This is a genomic window from Pseudoxanthomonas sp. LjRoot127, assembly GCF_964253495.1.
Taxonomy (GTDB): Bacteria; Pseudomonadota; Gammaproteobacteria; order Xanthomonadales; family Xanthomonadaceae; genus Pseudoxanthomonas_A.
In genome coordinates, this window is record NZ_CAXUQR020000001.1 from 2722233 (window position 1) to 2738733 (window position 16501).

General features: G+C 69.7%; 13 protein-coding genes. 9 read left to right on the plus strand and 4 right to left on the minus strand.

Annotation, left to right across the window (positions count from 1 at the left end; translation table 11 throughout):
- The gene (locus tag ACSQ19_RS12645; protein WP_435997386.1) at nt 1-1131 is read left to right on the plus strand and encodes a DUF1501 domain-containing protein; all 1131 of its coding nucleotides are present in this window, start codon (nt 1-3) and stop codon (nt 1129-1131) included.
- Nucleotides 1132-1133: 2 nt separating this feature from the next.
- Here the strand turns inward: ACSQ19_RS12645 and ACSQ19_RS12650 are convergent, their stop codons facing one another.
- Entirely contained in the window at nt 1134-4307 is a 3174-nt protein-coding gene (locus ACSQ19_RS12650) for a putative bifunctional diguanylate cyclase/phosphodiesterase (protein ID WP_436040786.1), read from the minus strand.
- Between the two features lie 301 nt (nt 4308-4608).
- Between ACSQ19_RS12650 and ACSQ19_RS12655 the strand changes: the two genes are divergently transcribed.
- Both ACSQ19_RS12655 and ACSQ19_RS12660 read left to right on the plus strand, forming a co-directional pair.
- Complete coding sequence (locus tag ACSQ19_RS12655; protein ID WP_435997390.1) at nt 4609-4998, plus strand: MAPEG family protein; 390 nt, start codon at nt 4609-4611, stop codon at nt 4996-4998.
- A 113-nt stretch (nt 4999-5111) separates the two neighbouring features.
- Nucleotides 5112-6239, plus strand: a complete 1128-nt coding sequence (locus ACSQ19_RS12660) for a hypothetical protein (protein WP_296279120.1) — start codon at nt 5112-5114, stop codon at nt 6237-6239.
- Here ACSQ19_RS12660 and ACSQ19_RS12665 read toward each other — a convergent pair.
- The 3 genes from ACSQ19_RS12665 to ACSQ19_RS12675 are packed head-to-tail and all read right to left on the minus strand — an operon-like array spanning nt 6236 to nt 7651.
- Nucleotides 6236-6457, minus strand: coding sequence for an RNA-binding S4 domain-containing protein (locus tag ACSQ19_RS12665; RefSeq protein ID WP_296279121.1), 222 nt, complete (start codon nt 6455-6457; stop codon nt 6236-6238). The genes ACSQ19_RS12660 and ACSQ19_RS12665 overlap by 4 nt on opposite strands.
- Nucleotides 6458-6483: 26 nt before the next feature.
- Nucleotides 6484-7128 (minus strand): hypothetical protein, encoded by a 645-nt coding sequence (locus ACSQ19_RS12670; RefSeq protein WP_296279122.1) that lies wholly within the window; start codon nt 7126-7128, stop codon nt 6484-6486.
- A gap of 25 nt (nt 7129-7153) precedes the next feature.
- Nucleotides 7154-7651: an RNA polymerase sigma factor gene (locus ACSQ19_RS12675; RefSeq protein WP_435997395.1), complete on the minus strand. Its 498-nt coding sequence runs from the start codon at nt 7649-7651 to the stop codon at nt 7154-7156.
- A gap of 189 nt (nt 7652-7840) precedes the next feature.
- Here ACSQ19_RS12675 and ACSQ19_RS12680 point away from each other — a divergent pair, with 189 nt between their 5' ends.
- The 6 genes from ACSQ19_RS12680 to ACSQ19_RS12705 all read left to right on the plus strand — a co-directional run bounded on the left by ACSQ19_RS12680 (nt 7841) and on the right by ACSQ19_RS12705 (nt 16496).
- Nucleotides 7841-9739, plus strand: a complete 1899-nt coding sequence (locus tag ACSQ19_RS12680) for a DEAD/DEAH box helicase (protein WP_435997397.1) — start codon at nt 7841-7843, stop codon at nt 9737-9739.
- A gap of 106 nt (nt 9740-9845) precedes the next feature.
- Nucleotides 9846-11492, plus strand: coding sequence for a diguanylate cyclase domain-containing protein (locus ACSQ19_RS12685; RefSeq protein WP_435997399.1), 1647 nt, complete (start codon nt 9846-9848; stop codon nt 11490-11492).
- A 143-nt stretch (nt 11493-11635) separates the two neighbouring features.
- On the plus strand, nt 11636-14059 hold the full coding sequence (locus ACSQ19_RS12690) for a putative bifunctional diguanylate cyclase/phosphodiesterase (protein ID WP_435997401.1): 2424 nt from the start codon (nt 11636-11638) through the stop codon (nt 14057-14059).
- 37 nt (nt 14060-14096) lie between these two features.
- Complete coding sequence (locus tag ACSQ19_RS12695) at nt 14097-14816, plus strand: pseudouridine synthase (protein ID WP_435997403.1); 720 nt, start codon at nt 14097-14099, stop codon at nt 14814-14816.
- Nucleotides 14817-14907: 91 nt separating this feature from the next.
- A complete protein-coding gene (locus tag ACSQ19_RS12700; RefSeq protein WP_435997405.1) occupies nt 14908-15981 on the plus strand; it encodes a GGDEF domain-containing protein in 1074 nt (357 codons plus the stop codon).
- Nucleotides 15982-16073: 92 nt separating this feature from the next.
- Nucleotides 16074-16496 (plus strand): universal stress protein, encoded by a 423-nt coding sequence (locus ACSQ19_RS12705; protein WP_435997407.1) that lies wholly within the window; start codon nt 16074-16076, stop codon nt 16494-16496.
- Nucleotides 16497-16501: the final 5 nt, after the last annotated feature.

The window sequence follows — 16501 nt, forward strand, 5'->3', positions numbered from 1 at the left end:
GTGACGCTGACCCGACGCCATTTCCTCGCCGCCGCCGGTGCGGTCACCACGCTGAGCCTGTGGCCGCGCGTCGCGCAGGCAGCGGACCGCGACACGCGCTTGCTGGTGGTGTTGCTGCGGGGCGGACTGGATGGCCTGCATGCGGTGATTCCCGCCGCGGATCCGCACCTCGCGTCATTGCGGGGTGCGTGGACGATGAAGGACGCACGACGGCTGGATGCCGACTTCGCACTGCATCCGGCGATGGACTTCAGCCATGCGCTGTACGCGCGCGGAGAATGGCTGCCGGTGGTCGCGGTGGCACCGCCCTATCGCCAGCGGTCGCATTTCGAAGCACAGGACAATCTCGAGAACGGCGGCGGTGCGGGTGGCGGCGCGTCCACCGGCTGGCTCAACCGCTGCGTGGCGGCGATGCCCGCCTGCCGGGGGCTGTCGGTCAGTACGGTCATGCCGCTGATCCTGCGCGGCGACGCCGACGCCTCCACGTGGTCGCCGCCGCTGCAGGAAGAGGTCAATCCCATCCTGTTGCAGCGCCTGCAGGCGCTGTACGCCGCCGACCTGCGACTCGCGCAGCCGTTCGCACAGGCGGTGGAAGCGCAGGGCATGTCGTCGGGCGGCAACGTGGCGCGCCTGCCGCAGGCCATGGCGGCCGCGGCGCGATTCATGGTGATGCCGGATGGCCCGCGCATCGGTTTCGTCGAGAACACGGGCTGGGACACGCATGCGCAGCAGGTGCCGGTGCTGGCACGCAAGCTGGCCGAACTCGACCAGGGGCTGCGGGCCTTCCATGACGGCATGGCCGGCGCATGGTCGCGTACGGTCGTCATGGTGGTCACCGAGTTCGGCCGCACCGCGGCGGTCAACGGCACGGGTGGCACCGACCATGGCACCGGTACCGTCGCGATGCTGGCCGGCGGCGCCGTGGCGGGCGGACGCGTGGCGGGCGACTGGCCCGGCCTGGCGCCGTCGCAACTCAACGAGGGACGCGACGTGCGGGCGACCACGGACCTGCGCAGCGTGTTCAAGGGCGTGGTCGGCGACCATCTGGGCGTGGCGCGCAGCGCACTCGATGCGCGCGTGTTCCCCGACAGCGCGAAGGTGCCAGCGATGGCGGGCCTGCTGCGCGGTTGAGATCAGGACGCGACGTGGCGGAGTTCGCCGCGTGCCAGTGCGGTGGCCTCGTCGACTTCCATCGGCCGGCCGAAGAAATAGCCCTGCATCTCATCGCAGCCCATCTGCTGCAAGGCCTGCATCTGTTCCGCCGTTTCCACGCCCTCGGCGATCGTGCGCAGGCCCATCTCGTGCGCCAGCACGAGGAGCGTGCGCGCGATGGCGCGGTCGGTGCTCTCGGTGGCGATGCCATCGACGAAGCTGCGGTCGATCTTGATGATGTCCAGCGGCAGGCGCTGCAGGTAGGCCATGCTCGAGTAGCCGGTGCCGAAATCGTCCAGCGCCAACCGCACGCCGAGCGCGTGCAGCGCCTGCAACATCTGCTGTGCCGCACCCATGTCCTCGACCAGCACGCTTTCAGTGAGCTCCAGCGTCAACGCATCGGCGGGCAGGGCGTGCCGGCGCAGGCAGTCGGCGATCCACGGCGCCAGCGTGGGCTGCCCCAGCTGGCTGGGCGACAGGTTGACCGCGACGCTCAACGAGCGCAGGCCCATCGCGCGCCAGCGCGCCAGCTGCTGGCAGGCCTGTTCGAGCACGAAATGGCCGATGTCCTCCATCAGTCCCGCGCTTTCGGCCAACGGAATGAAGACCGACGGCGGCACGTCCCCCCACGCAGGGTGGCGCCAGCGCGCCAGCGCCTCGAAGCCGGTCAGCTGCGAGGAATCGCCGGCCACCACTGGTTGGTAGGCGAGCCGCAATTGGCCGCGGGCCACGGCTTCGCGCAGGGCGGTGACGCGGCTCAGGCGGTCGTTGGCTTCCTGTTGGGTGCTGGCCGACGGCAGCCGCACCTGGTTGCGGCCCGCGCGCTTGGCCAGGTGGCGCGCATCGTCGGCGCTGCGCAACAGCGTCTGCAGGTCGGCGCCGTGCTCGGGCGCGTGCGCCAGGCCGATGCTGGCGGTGACGGTGAAGGAAGGGTGCGTGGAGTACAGCGCGATCGGCTGGCCCACCGCACGACGGATGTCTTCCGCCAGCCGCGTGAGCTGGTCGATGTCGATGTCGGGAAAGTGCGCGAGGAATCCTTCGCCGCCGTAGCGGTGCACGCTGCCCAGGCCGTCGCAGGCGGCCGAGATGCGCTGACCCATGCGCCGCAGCACCTCGTCGCCACCGTCGTGGCCGAACGAATCGTTGACCATGCCGAACCCGTCCAGGTCGACGATCGCCAGGCCGTGGCCGGCGAGCGAAGGCGTGGCGATCTTCTCGGTGATCAGGTTGGCCTGCGCGGAGAAGCGGGGCAGCCCGGTCGCGCTGTCCATCGCGGCCGCGTCGTTGAGGCGGCGTTGCGCATCGAGGCGGCGTTCGGTTTCCAGCAGCAGCGAGCGCGCGGTTTCGGCGGCCTCCGACGAACGCCGTCGCGAGATGTCGAGCAGGAACAGCACGAACGCGATCAGCAATCCGCTGCTGAGGCCGCCCACGACCAGCGATCGCGGCAGCGTGAACGAGGTGAGCGCGGGCGGCGCCCACAACTCGAGTCGCACCTCGTGGCCGGGCAGGGCCACGTGCTCGATCGAGAGCGGCGCGCCCTGCGGCCGGCCCTGTTCCAGCGTGGGCATGCCGGCCGCGGTGGCCCGCACGGGACGGTCGGACAGCACGGCCTTGGCGAGCGTCTTCACGAAATCGTCGAGCGAGATGTAGGCCTGCGTGCGCCGGCCGGGCGTGTCGACCGTCATCCACCAACCGCCTTCCACCGGCAGCAGGTGGCCTTCATCCGCCACGGGTGCGGGCGGCGACGGGGCGACCGGCGCGTCGAAGCCCGGCCGCACCCAGCGGAATTCCTGCCCGTCGCCCACGCTGCGCACCACGCGGAAGGCGACGTAGGCCTCCACCATGTCGTCGACGTACTGGTCGAAGAGCGGTTCGGCCTTGTCGGGTGACGCGGCAGCCAGCGACGCGGACAACTGGCGCAGGGCACCGCGACGCAGTTCCATGCCGCGCAGGAAGGTCGGTGCGGCGATCGCGGTCTGCGTCTTCATCACGTTGCGCGTCATCGCATCGCGGTCGGCGGACGCCGCCACCCAGTACATGCCGCCCAGCATCAGCGCGGCCGCCATCGGCATCACGCCGAACAGGCGTTCCCGCAGCGAATTCTCCCCGGCCACCGCCAGCGCCAGCCCCAGTGCCACCAACTGGGCCGAGGCGGTGAACGAGATCTGGTAAAGCGACAGACCCTCGCGATGGTGGGGCAGCTGGATAAGCAGGCCCAGTGTGGCCATGCCGGCCACCGACGCCATCGCGATACCCAGGCCGCGGGTGATGCCCCAGCGAGCGCTTTCCCACCGCTGCAACGACTGCGGCAGCAGCGCAACCGCCACCCAGGCCGTCAGCACGCCGTAGTCGGTATAACCGCCGATCAGCGGCATGTCCGCGCGCGGCAGCCATCCCAGCCGGTGGAGCAGCGCGTTCGCGGGCGTCGTCACGCCGCCCAGCGTCTGCAGCAACGTCAGCAACAGCGGTACCGTGATCAGGCCGAGCACGACCCAGGCCGCAGGATCTCGGTCGCGCTGGCGCAGCAGTAACGCCAGCGCCACCAGCGCGACGCACAGGGTCGAGAGCGGACGCATGGGCGGGAAGTCCACGCCCATCTTGCCGACCAGGCTGCCGGGCACATGCCAGCCGACCAGCGCGAGCAGCGCGAACGCGAGCACGAACGCCACCAGCTCCGTACTGGTGTCGAGACGGCGACCGGCGTGCAGCGACGGCGTGTACACCAGCAGGAACATCGCCAGCGACGACAGCGAGAGCGACCAGCTGATCTCGGTCGTCGCACCACCCGGCTGGAAAGCGCCCAGCAGCGGCTGCACCGCGAGCAGCAGCAGTGCCGCGGCGAGAACCCGCATCACGAATTCCGGCCAGAAGCCGCGCCATGCGCGGGTCCACGCGATGGCGGTTGCCGCGGCCAGCACCAGGCAGGTGCCGAGCGAATGGAACTGCCACAGGTGGAGGACGAGGAGCAGCGTCAACAGACTCGCGACCGCCAGCCGCACGGGCCGCTGCGCATTGCGCCAGGTCGCGATAGCCACCAGCACGCCCACGACCGGCACGCTGTCGTCGAGCAGGTGACCGTTGCCGGCGTCGACGAGCGTGAAGCCGGCGGCCAGCACCCAGGCGAGCGCAGCCGCAAAGCGCTGCGCCCACTGCACGGGTCGCCGAAGGTCCTGGTGTATCGCCAATGCTGTCCCCTGCGGAGCCGACACCCCGTCGCGATGTGATACCCAAATCACCGGCGCGCCGCAAGCACGGCCACGTCGTTCAGAGACTTGCAGCCGGATCGGGTCGCGCTGCCCGGAGAAATGCGTGTACTACGCCGCGGGGCACCGCGGCGGAGGGCGGACGCGCGCCGCCTGCCCCAGGCACCGCGCGCGACCCGGGTCGACCGGCCCCGCGGAGGCGACGGCATGCACATGCGCTAGAGTCCGCGGATGTTCCCTACGGAGTGTCCGCATGCCGATCGAACTGAAGATGCTGGCCTGGTCCGTCGCGCTGGGCGTGTTCCATATGCTGCTGGGTGCCGGACTCACCACACGCCAGCGCGGGCTGGCCTGGAATGTCGGCGCGCGCGACGCCGCCCTGCCACCACTGCAGGGTGTCGCGGCCCGGGTGGACCGCGCGCTGCGCAACTTCCTGGAAACCTTTCCGTTCTTCGCGGCTGCCGCGCTTGCGGTGGCCTGGCTGGATCGCGGCGACGCCACCACCGCGCTGGGCGCGCAGTGCTACTTCTGGGCGCGGCTCGCTTACGTGCCGGTGTATGCGGCGGGCGTGCCCCATCTGCGCACGCTGATCTGGGCGGTCTCGGTGTGGGGGCTGCTGCAGTTGCTGTGGGCGCTGCTCTGACGCCGCGCCCCCGGGATTCATGGAGCGGTCGGCAGGTACGGCGGGTTTCACCCTAGACTAGCCCGACCCACCCAGCCGGGCCCCACGCCCGGCGTCACGCCGTGATCGACCGGATGCTGTCCCGCACTTCCCGCCTCTTCGTTGTCCTGCTGCTGACTGCAAGCCTGCTCGTCGCCTGCGACCGTGCCGCCTCTGACCTCGCGCCCGATGCCATGGCCGAAGCGCCGCCGCCGGCACCCGATACGCCGGCGCAGCAGGCCGAGCGCGGCGACGGGGCCGTTTCGTCCGGTCCGGTTGTCGCTTCGCCGTCCGGGCAGCCGGAAGGGCTGCCGACCGACTGGCCGGTCGCCAAGGTGAGCTCGGGCAAGGCCTGGGTGAGCTGCCAGGCCGACTACACCACCGAGCAGGGCGATGGCGTTCCGCTGGAGTCGCTGGCCTTCTTTAGCGTGGTCGATGCGCTGTCGCCCTGCCAGAAGGGCGGCGTGTTGCGGCTGCGCTACCAGGGCAAGATCGCGGCCGATTTCACCGATCTTGTCGCGCGCGTGGCCGACATCGCCGGGCGCATGGGCATCTACAAGCGCATCCTCGATCTCGACTCGGCCGGCGGACAGGTCGAGGACGCCATCAAGGCCGGCGACGTGATCGGCGCCGGGGGCTGGACCATCTGGGTGCGCGAGGATTCGGTCTGCCATAGCGCGTGCGTCTTCGTGCTGGGCGCCGGCGACAACCGGATGATCTCCGGCAAGGTGGGCGTCCACCGCATCATCCGCATGAGCTCCACCGCCACCACGCGCGCCGAACTCAACGACGAGCTGCGTGGCGTGTACGGGCGGGTCAAGGACTACCTCGAGCGCAACGGCGCGGCGGTCGCCATCGCCGACCTGATGATGACGGTGCCCAACCGCCGCCTGCGCCTGCTGAGCAAGGACGAACTGCAGGAATACGGTCTGGACGGCACCAATGCCGCGCAGGACGACCTGGACCGCCTGCAGCTGATGCGCCGGTGCGGCGACGACTTCGTGATGCGCCGCGACGCCTTCATGCGCAGCTTCGACAGCGAGTGCAAGGCGGCCGGCAAGGACCTGGACCAGATGCAGGCGTGCGGACTCGCGCTGCGCGAGCAGTTCCAGTTCCCTGATGCCAAGTGCCCGGCGGACAGCCCGCTGTCGGAGTTCGATCGCGTCGCCGACCTTGACGTCGAAGCGATCGAAGCGGCCGATACGCCCGGTACCGCGCCCTAGCCGGACGCGACCACCCGGATTTCGACATCGCCGATCCGCACGGACTGGCCGGCGCGGATCTTGGCGGTCTTGCGCAGTTCCACCGCGCCATCCACGGTCACCGCGCCGCTGGCGACGATCGCCTTGCCCTGGCCGCCGCTGTCGGCGATGCCGGCCAGTTTCAGCAGCTGGTTGAGTTCCACGTGCTCGCGGTCCAGGTCGAAGTCGATGCGTTGCATGGGGGCAGTGTAAGGCAGGCAGCGCGTCATTCTTTCTCGAACCGGGCGATCTGCTCGAGCAGCGTACGGCCCCGGCGGACGCCCACGCTTTCCTCCCATGTGGGGTCCGTCGACGGGCGGCGGTGGCGCTGCCAGTAAATGGCCGCGACCGTGCCGAGGAAGCCGGCCATGCTGATCGAGAAACTCCATGCGATCCATGCCGGCGTGCCGGCGCCCGGATCGACCCTTCCCAGCCCGGCCAGCCCGACCACGACCAGCAGCCACATGATCCACCACGGCGCGCCGCAGACCATCGCGTTGAGCCGGTAGAAGCGCTGCAGCAGGGCGAATCGCTTCTGGATCTTCAGCACCGGCGCGGTGTAGTCCATCGTGCCGATCAGGCTCATGGTGATGAACGCCATGACCATGGTGACCACACCGAACGCGTGCAGCGCGATGCCGGTCGCGAGCAGGCCCAGTACCTCCATGTTGCGGCTCCAGCAGGCCACCCCCAGCACCAGCAGGCCGACGCCGAGCAGCGCCTGCAGGCCCTGTGCCCAGAACAGCGGGCGCACCGTGGACCGCACGCTGTCCAGCTTGCGGTCGCGCAGCAGGTGCCACTGGATGGCCTCCTGGCGTTCCAGTCGTTGACCCAGCGTCTGCCAGGCGGCTTTCAGTTCATCCGGTTCCATGCGTCGGCTCCCTTCGCGGTGATGGTCAGAGTTCGTCGCGCAGCCGCTGCTTCAGCCGGCTGATCTTGGTGGCGACATTGGTTTCGCTCAGGCCCAGCACGTCGGCCATCTCGCGGTAGCTGTGGTCTTCCAGGTAGAGCAGCAGCAATGCCCGGTCGAGCGGCGGCTGCGCCTGGATGAAGCGGTACAGCAGGTCGACCTGCTGGCGTCCCTCGTGGTCGTGCGCATGCGGATCGGCCACGTCGTGGTGGTCTTCGTTCCATGCCTCGGACGACGGCGCACGCGTGCGGCTCCGCACGCCTGAAATCGCCACGTTCAGCGCGATCCGGTACATCCAGGTGGCGAATGGGCGTTGCGGGTCATAGCCGGGCCAGGCGCGCCACAGCTGCGTCGCGATGTCCTGCATCAGTTCGTCGCGGTCGTCCTGATGCCAGGCGTACGTGCCGGCGACCTTCGCGACGATGCCCCGATGGGCCTGCAGCAGGGTCTGGAAGCCCTCGCGGGCGTCCGTGTCCGTGGTCATGGCGGGGATCGATGGCATCCGGGCGAGGGCTCGATTGTGCGGGTCTGCAAGATGATTCGCCGCTGCGGCGGAAACATCACAGCCCCCGTGCACGTGAACGCGCCCGCGTGCTGCAACGCGACAGGACGCCCTCGAAGGCGCACAATATGCGGCTCGGCGTGCGGCTCCGCGACGCCCCGGAGTGTCCGCATGTCTACCGAATCCCCCTCGTCCGCCCCCCTCCTGTTCGCCGACCTCGGCCTGCCTGCGCCCGTCATGGCCGCGGTCACCGCCGTGGGCTACGAGACCCCGTCGCCCATCCAGGCCGCCACCATCCCGGCCATGCTGGCCGGCCGGGACGTGCTGGGCACCGCACAGACCGGCACCGGCAAGACCGCCGCGTTCGCGCTGCCCGTGCTGGCCAACATCAATCCCAGCGCAGGCAGCCCGCAGGCGTTGGTGCTTGCGCCCACGCGCGAACTGGCCATCCAGGTGGCCGAGGCGTTCCAGAAGTACGCCGGCAAGATCCCCGGCTTCCACGTGCTGCCGATCTACGGCGGCCAGAGCTACTACCCGCAGCTGCAGGCGCTCAAGCGCGGCGTGCACGTCGTGGTCGGTACCCCAGGCCGCGTCATCGACCACCTGGAGCGCGGCTCGCTGGACCTCTCCGGCCTGACCACGCTGGTGCTGGACGAGGCCGACGAAATGCTGCGCATGGGCTTCATCGACGACGTCGAGACCGTGTTGAAGAAAACGCCGGAAACGCGCCAGGTGGCGCTGTTCTCCGCGACCATGCCGCCGGCCATCCGCCGCATCGCGCAGACCTACCTGAAGGATCCGGTCGAGGTGAACATCGCCTCAAAGACCACCACGTCCGCGAACATCCGCCAGCGTTACTGGTGGGTCAGCGGCATGCACAAGCTGGATGCGCTGACCCGCATCCTGGAAGTGGAACCGTTCGACGGGATGATCGTGTTCGCCCGCACCAAGGCGGCGACCGAGGAGCTGGCCGACAAGCTGCAGGCGCGCGGGCTGGCGGCGGCGGCGATCAACGGCGACATGCAGCAGGCGGCGCGCGAGAAGACCATCCAGCAGCTCAAGGACGGCAAGCTCGACATCCTGGTCGCCACCGACGTGGCCGCGCGCGGCCTGGACGTGGAGCGGATCAGCCACGTGCTGAACTACGACATCCCGTACGACACCGAAAGCTACGTGCACCGCATCGGCCGCACCGGCCGTGCCGGTCGTGCCGGCGACGCCATCCTGTTCGTGACGCCGCGCGAGAAGGGCATGCTGCGGTCGATCGAGCGCGCGACCCGCCAGCCGATCGAGGAAATGCAGCTGCCGAGCGTGGAAGCGGTCAACGACCGCCGCGTGGAAAGGTTCCTCGCGCGCATCACCGATACGCTGGCCTCGGGCAAGGCGGGCGAGTTCCGCGCGCTGATCGAACGCTACGAGCGCGAGCAGAACGTGCCGGCCGTGGACATCGCCGCCGCGCTGGCGCAACTCGTGCAGGGCGACACGCCGCTGTTGCTGTCGCAGGAGCGCACGCCGCGCGAGCAGCGCCCTGTGCGCAGCGAAACCTACGGCAATGCGCCGCGGCGAGAACGCGACGAGCGGCCGCGTCGCGACGAAAGCCATGGCGAGCGTCCGGTGCGCAGTACCGACAAGCCCGAGCGGTCGAAGATCGAACGGCCCGACGTCGACCGCCCGCGCGCCGACAAACCGCCGCGCGGCGCGCCGGAGGTGGGGATGGAGACCTACCGCATCGAGGTGGGCCATGCGCACGGCGTGAAGCCGGCCAACATCGTCGGTGCCATCGCCAACGAGGCTGGGCTGGAGAGCCGCTACATCGGCCGGATCGACATCCAGCACGACCACACCACGCTGGACCTGCCCGAAGGCATGCCGCGCGAGGTGCTGATGCACCTGAAGAAGGTCTGGGTGGCGGGGCAGCAGCTCCGCATCCACAAGCCCGGCGAGGGCGCCGGTCCGGGTTCCGCGCCGCCGCGCAAGTTCGGCGGGCCGGGTGCCGGCAAGGGCAAGCCGCGGGGCGACAAGCCGTTCGGCGCCGGCAAGCCGCACCGCAAGGGTCCGCCGCGCGAGTGACGCCGGCCGCCGGCGCGCGGGCGCCGGCAGGTGGCACGGAAGTTGCATTTCGTAGACGCAAGCCAGCACACCGGATGTCGGGACGCGGCGACGTACCGGAGTGTCAGTGAAGGGGAACAGGGGACGAATCGGCGGAATCGCGGGGTGGCTGCTGCTGCTCGCGACCGCGTCGTGCCCGGCGCTGGCGAGCCCCCAGTCCGGCCGCGACTATCTCGTGACCGGTGCGCCCACGTCCGAACAGGCCCCTCAGCGTCACTGTACGCCCGCCATGCAGGCCGGACTGACCGAACGCGTCGAGATTCCCGCGCCGCCCGGCGGGTGGTCGGGGGCGCCGCAGGCGGTCAATGTCTTCAACATCTTCGCGGGCGAGGTGCGCGTGCACCATGGCGACCGCGAGATCTGCGGTCGGATGCACGATGCCCGCACCCGCGATTCGCGCTTCCGCGCCGGCGTCGGCATGGTGGTGGTACCACCGGCGGGTAATCACGAACCCATCCAGGTCGCCTGGGAAAAGCCGCTGAAGCCGGGCTGGATTCCCACGGTGCGCATCGGCGCACCCAGCCCTGTGCAGCAGTTCGACACGGCGCGCCTGCTGGTGCGCACCGCCTGCGTGGCCATCGCCATCGCGCTGGCGTTCATGGCCCTGATGGGCTTCCTGAGCACGCGCGACCGCGCGTTCTTCGGCTACACGCTGCTGTGCGCGCTGAGCGTATTGGGGCAATCGGTGCTGAGCGGACTGAGCGGCTATCCCGAGCCCTGGCTGCCCGTCGATGGGCAGGAAACCCGCTGGCTGGTGGCGTTCTCCTGCGTCGGCTTGCCGATCCTGCTGTACGTGATGTGGCTGCTGGTGGGGGGCGCGCGCTTCTGGCCGACCACCACGCGCTGGCTGCCGTGGATCACGGCCGCCCTGTGCGCGATGGGCATGGCGACGGCGTGGCTGCCGCCGGCCGGCCTGTCCCGCCTGGCCATGGCGATGGACGCCGGATTCGTGGCCGGCTGCGTGGTGGTCTTCGCACTTGGCCTGGCATCGCTGCGCCGCCACCGCGCCGACGCGACGGCGGCGCTCGCGGCCGTGTTGCCGTTCCTGACCATGGCCGTGATGGACCTGGCCGACAGCTGCCTGCTGATCGAATACCGCGTGGAGGCCATCCAGCTGTCCATCACCTGGTTCCTGACGGTGAGCGCGTATGTGCTGAACCTGCGCCTGGGACAGCTGCGCCGCCAGCGCGACGAAATGCGCGCACTGGCCGATACCGATGGGCTGACAGGCTTGCCGAACCGGCGCGCCGGCCTGAAGCGGCTGGAACAGCACATGCGCGATGCGCGCACCGGCGACGGGACGCTGGCCGTGGGCTTCCTGGACATCGACCTGTTCAAGCGGATCAACGACGTGCACGGGCACGAGGCAGGCGACCGCGTGCTGGTGGCCGTCGCGGCCACGCTCACCTCGGCCGTGCGCGATCCGGCGGACGTGATCCGCATGGGCGGCGAAGAATTCCTGGTGCTGCTGCCGGGTATCGGCGGTGCGACCGCGCGTGCGCGCCTGGAGACGATGCGCAGCGAGGTGAGCGCCGCGGGCGCGGCGCTGGGCATCGACGGGCTGGTGGTGACCGCCAGCATTGGCCTGGCGACGCTGGTCACCGAAGACACCGACGCGGCCTCGCTGCTGCGCCGGGCGGACGAGGCCATGTACCGGGCCAAGCGCGCCGGCCGCGATCGCGTGGTCGATGCCGAACCCGACGTCGCCCACTGACGACGACCCCGGGCAACGACCACTGGTCGGCAAGGCGGCTCCTTTTCCTGCGATCCCCCTCAAGCGCACCGCGCACGGGCCGATGAACCGTCGCGGAGCGCAGCGTGGATGCCCTTCGTCCGCGTACACCCACAGGAGCAGGAGTGGACAACTGGGAAGCCACCGCGTCGGGCGCGCCCGACGTCCGGCATGACGACCGCGGCCTGCAGCGGCTGCCGGCGCGGGTGGCAGCGCTCATCGTCCTGTTCGCGCTGGGCGCGCTGCTGACCGCTGCCGTCCTGGAGACGCAGGCGGGCGCCACCGCCTACATCATCGGCGAGAGCCACTGGTCGAAAGCCCACCAGCGTGCGGTGCTGGGACTCTACCGGTACGCCAGCCATGGTCGCCCAAGCGACCTGGATGCCGCGCGCGACGCGTTGCGCGTGCCGTTGGGCGATCGTGAGGGCCGCCGGGCGCTGGAACGCGAACCGATCGATGTCGCGGCCGCCCGTGCGGGCTTCCTGCAGGGCCAGAACGCGCCAGCCGACATCGATCGCCTGATCTGGATGTACCGCGCGCTGGCGCGTGCGCCTTACTTCCGCGATTCGGTCAGGCTCTGGCGCGAGGCCGAAGTGGAGATCGACCAGTTGGTCGCGGTGGCCGATGCGCTGGAAGCGCGGACGAAGGCGGGTCCGCTGGATGCGCACGACGTGGCTGCCTACCAGCGGACGCTGCTGGTGATCGACGCGCGCCTGCGCCCGAAGGAACTGGCGTTCTCGCGTTCGTTGGCGCAAGGCGCGCATTTCATGCGGCGCGCCCTGCTGGCGCTCAGCGCACTGGCGTTCATCGGGCTCTGCGCCTACGCATTGCATGTGATGCGCACGACGCTGCGCCGCGTGCGCGAAACCGAAAGCGAATTCCGCATCGCCTTCCACCAATCGGTGGTCGGCATGGTCAAGCTCGACCGCGAAGGACGGTTCACCCAGGCGAACGAAGCGCTGGCGCAGATCCTGGGGCGGCCGCTGCAGGAACTGCGTGCGTTGCGCCTGGCGGACGTGGTGCACCCGGACGACCTGGTGGTGGATGCCGCCGGTGTCATCGACTGGGTGCGATTGCGGGATGCCGGCGAGCGCCGCTTCGTGCGGCCCGGCGGCGAAGTGCGCTGGGTGCGCTGGACGGCATCGGTGGTCGCCGCCCGCACCGGCCGCAGCGAACGGGTGTTCGTGCTGGCCGAAGACGTCTCCGAAGCGCACGAACTGGCATGCGAGATCGCCCACCAGGCCAGCCACGACGAGCTCACGGGCCTCATCAATCGCCGCGAGATCGCACGACGGCTGGGTCTGGCGCTGGGCGGCGTGCCGGGCGGGCGGCGGCACACGCTCTGCTTCATCGACCTGGACCAGTTCAAGCTGGTCAACGACACCTGCGGCCACGAGGCGGGAGACCGCTTCCTCTGCCAGTTCGCCCATCGCGTGGCCACGCAGCTGCGTCGCGACGACTGGGTGGGACGCCTGGGGGGCGACGAGTTCGCCGTGCTGCTGCACGACACCGGGCTGGACGAGGCGGAAGCGGCGATGGCGCGCATCCAGGCCTCGCTCGGCGAGAACGCCTTCCGCTGGAACGGCCGCATGTTCGCCCTCAACTGCAGCATCGGCGTCGCCGAGATCAACGACGATGCGGTCGACGTGGACTGGCTGCTGCGCGCCGCCGACGCCGCCTGCTACGTCGCGAAGGAAGAAGGCCGCAACCGCATCCGCTGCTACCGCGACACCGACCCCAGCCTGTCCCGCCGGCGCCGTGAGCTGGAATGGGTGGCCAATACGCAGTTGGCGATCGCCGAAGAGCGGTTGCTGCTCTACGCGCAGCGGATCGTCGCGCTGGACGGCGACAGCGGCTTGCAGTACGAAGTGCTGGTGCGCCTGCGCGATCGCGACGGGGCGGTGCATGCGCCCGGGGTTTTCCTGCCGGCGATGGAACGCTACGGCCAGGGCATGGCGGTCGATCGGTACGTGATCGAGGCGGTGTGCCGCTTCTTCGCGCGGCATCCCGCGAGCCTCGCGCGCGTGGACCTGTGCCATGTCAACGTGTCCGCGCAGTCCGTCGCCGATCCGGCCTTCCTCGAGTACGTGGGCCAATGGCTGGACCAGCAGCCGGGCGTGGCCCGTCGGTTGTGCTTCGAGATCACCGAGACGGCGGTGATCGCCAACCTCGACGACGCTTGCCGGTTCATCGATGCCATGCGCGAACGCGGTTGCCGCATCGCTCTGGACGACTTCGGCAGCGGGCTGTCGTCCTTCGCCTACCTCAGACGGCTGCCGGTGGACATCCTGAAGATCGACGGCGCCTTCATCCGTGACCTCGCACGGGGCGAATCAGACCTGGCGCTGGTGCGCTCGATGAGCCAGATGGGCCGGGCGCTGGGCAAGGCCACGGTGGCGGAATGGGTGGAGAGCGAGGCCATGCTGGCGCAACTGCGCGAAGTGGGCATCGGCTACGTGCAGGGTTACGCTGTCCATGTCCCTTGCCCGCTCGACGAGTTGATGGCCGGGGACGTGGCCGCCGCCGCGGCGTACGCCGAAACCGCATGATGCGCACGCCGGGCGGCCGATCCCGGATAATGGCCGCATGACCATCCGCCTCAACAAGCACATCGCCGACACCGGCTTCTGTTCCCGCCGCGAGGCCGACCGCCTGATCGCCGAGCGCCGCGTCACCGTCAATGGCATCGCGGCCGGGGTGGGCGCCGTCGTGGGCGAGGGCGACGAGGTACGTGTCGATGGCCAGGCGATCAGGGCGCGCGCGGTGAAGGCCGGCAAGCGGAAGCATGTGTACATCGTGCTGAACAAGCCGGTGGGCGTGACCTGCACCACCGAGTCGTCGGTGAAGGACAACATCGTCGACTTCATCGGCCACGAGCAGCGCATCTTCCCGATCGGCCGGCTCGACAAGGATTCCGAAGGCCTGATCCTGCTGACCAGCAACGGCGATATCGTCAACCAGATCCTGCGCGCCGAGAACCGCCACGAGAAGGAATACCTGGTGGCGGTGAACAAGCCGGTCACCGACGAGTTCCTGCGCGGCATGGCGCGTGGCGTGCGCGTGCACGGCCAGATGACCCTGCCGTGCCGGACCAGCCGGATCGCCAAGTTCGGCTTCCGCATCACCCTGACCCAGGGCCTCAACCGGCAGATCCGCCTGATGGCGGCCGCGTTCGACTACCGAGTCACGCAACTGCGTCGCGTGCGCATCGACAACGTCAGGCTGGGCGACCTGAAGGTCGGCCGCTGGCGCAACCTCACCGACCAGGAACTGCGCGGACTGCTGCCGCAGCAGGAAAGCTGGTGACGCGATAGCGTGATCGCGGTCGCGTCGTGGACGCTGTCCTGCGGCGACCATCGCGGCATACTGCGCCGGTGTCCCCCCGCGCATTGACGGCATGAGCCCACCGCCGAAGCCCGACAACGAGGAAGCGCGCCTGGCCGCGCTCTACAGCTTCGATATCCTGGACAGCGCGCCTGAGCGCGGCTTCGATGATCTGGTGCGCATCGCCGCCGGCATCTGCGGCGTGCCGATGGCGGCGGTCACCCTGATCGACCGTGATCGCCAGTGGTTCAAGGCGCAGGTGGGAATCGAGCATCCGGACCCCTCGCGTGAATCCTCGTTCTGCGCGCACGCGATCCTGATGCCCGACAGCACGATGGTGGTGCCCGATGCGACCCGGGATACGCGGTTCGCCGACAATCCGCTGGTGATGGCCGAGAACGGCATCCGCTTCTATGCGGGCACGCCGTTGCTGTCCGGCGATGGCCACGCACTGGGTGCGCTGTGCGTCGTGGACGACCAGCCGCGCGAACTGGAGACCTACCAGCGCGAGGCGCTCGAGGCGCTTTCGCGGCAAGTGACGCAACTGCTGGAACTGCGCCGCGTCAGCCGCCAGCTCAGTCACCAGCTGCGCGAGCGGGCCTGGTACGAGCAGCAGATGCAGCTGTACCAGGACCAGCTGGAGCAGCAGAACGCCGACCTGTCCGAACAGACCAGGACCGATCCATTGACCGGCCTGCCCAACCGGCGGGCCTTCACCGCCGCGCTCGACGCTGCGATGCAGAAGGCGGGGCAGAGTGGCGAGGCGCTCGCCGTCGCGGTGCTCGATGTCGACCACTTCAAGACCGTCAATGACCTGCATGGCCACGATGAGGGCGATCGCGTGCTGGTCGCGCTGGCGGACATGTTGAAGGCGCAGGCGGCCGGTCGCGGGCTGGCCGCGCGCCACGGCGGCGAGGAGTTCGTCATCCTGATGCCCGGCGCCACGCTGGAGGAAGCGCGCCTGCAATGCGAATTCATGCGCCAGAGCGTGGGCCTGCTGCCGATGGGTCTGCCGATCTCCGTCAGCATCGGCCTGGCGGCGCGCCAACGCCAAGACACTGCGGAAACGCTGTTCCGCCGCGCCGACCAGGCCCTCTACGAGGCCAAGCGCAGCGGCCGCGACCGCGTGGTGGCCGCTGCCGCCTGAGTTGATCGGGATCAATGCGGACTGCGGCGGATCGTCGCATCCTGCCTGCATCGGCGGCGCAGCGTGCGGCCGCCCCCCTGCGGAGCACGACGATGAAGATCCTGTTGGCCGTGGATGGAAGCGAGATCGGCCTGGCGGCCGTCCGGCACCTGGTGGAATTCGGCAAGTCGCTGGCGGAACCGCCCAGCGTGATCCTGCTGTACGCCGACCCGCCGCTGCTGCGATCGGTCGCGCTCGAACTCGGCAACGACGGCGTCGAGCGCTACCACGCCGAGAACGGCGCCTATGCCATGAAGAAGGCACGCACGGCACTCAGGCGCGCCCAACTCCCGTTCGTGGAGAAAATCGTGGTGGGTGAGCCGGCGGAGAGCATCGTCAAGCAGGCGAAGGCGTCGAAGGCGGACATGGTGGTCGTCGGCACGCATGGCCGTGGCGCGCTTAAGCAACTGTTCGTGGGCTCCGTCGCGCTGAAAGTCATCGCGACTAGTCCGGTGCCCGTGCTGGTCGCGCGCTGACGACC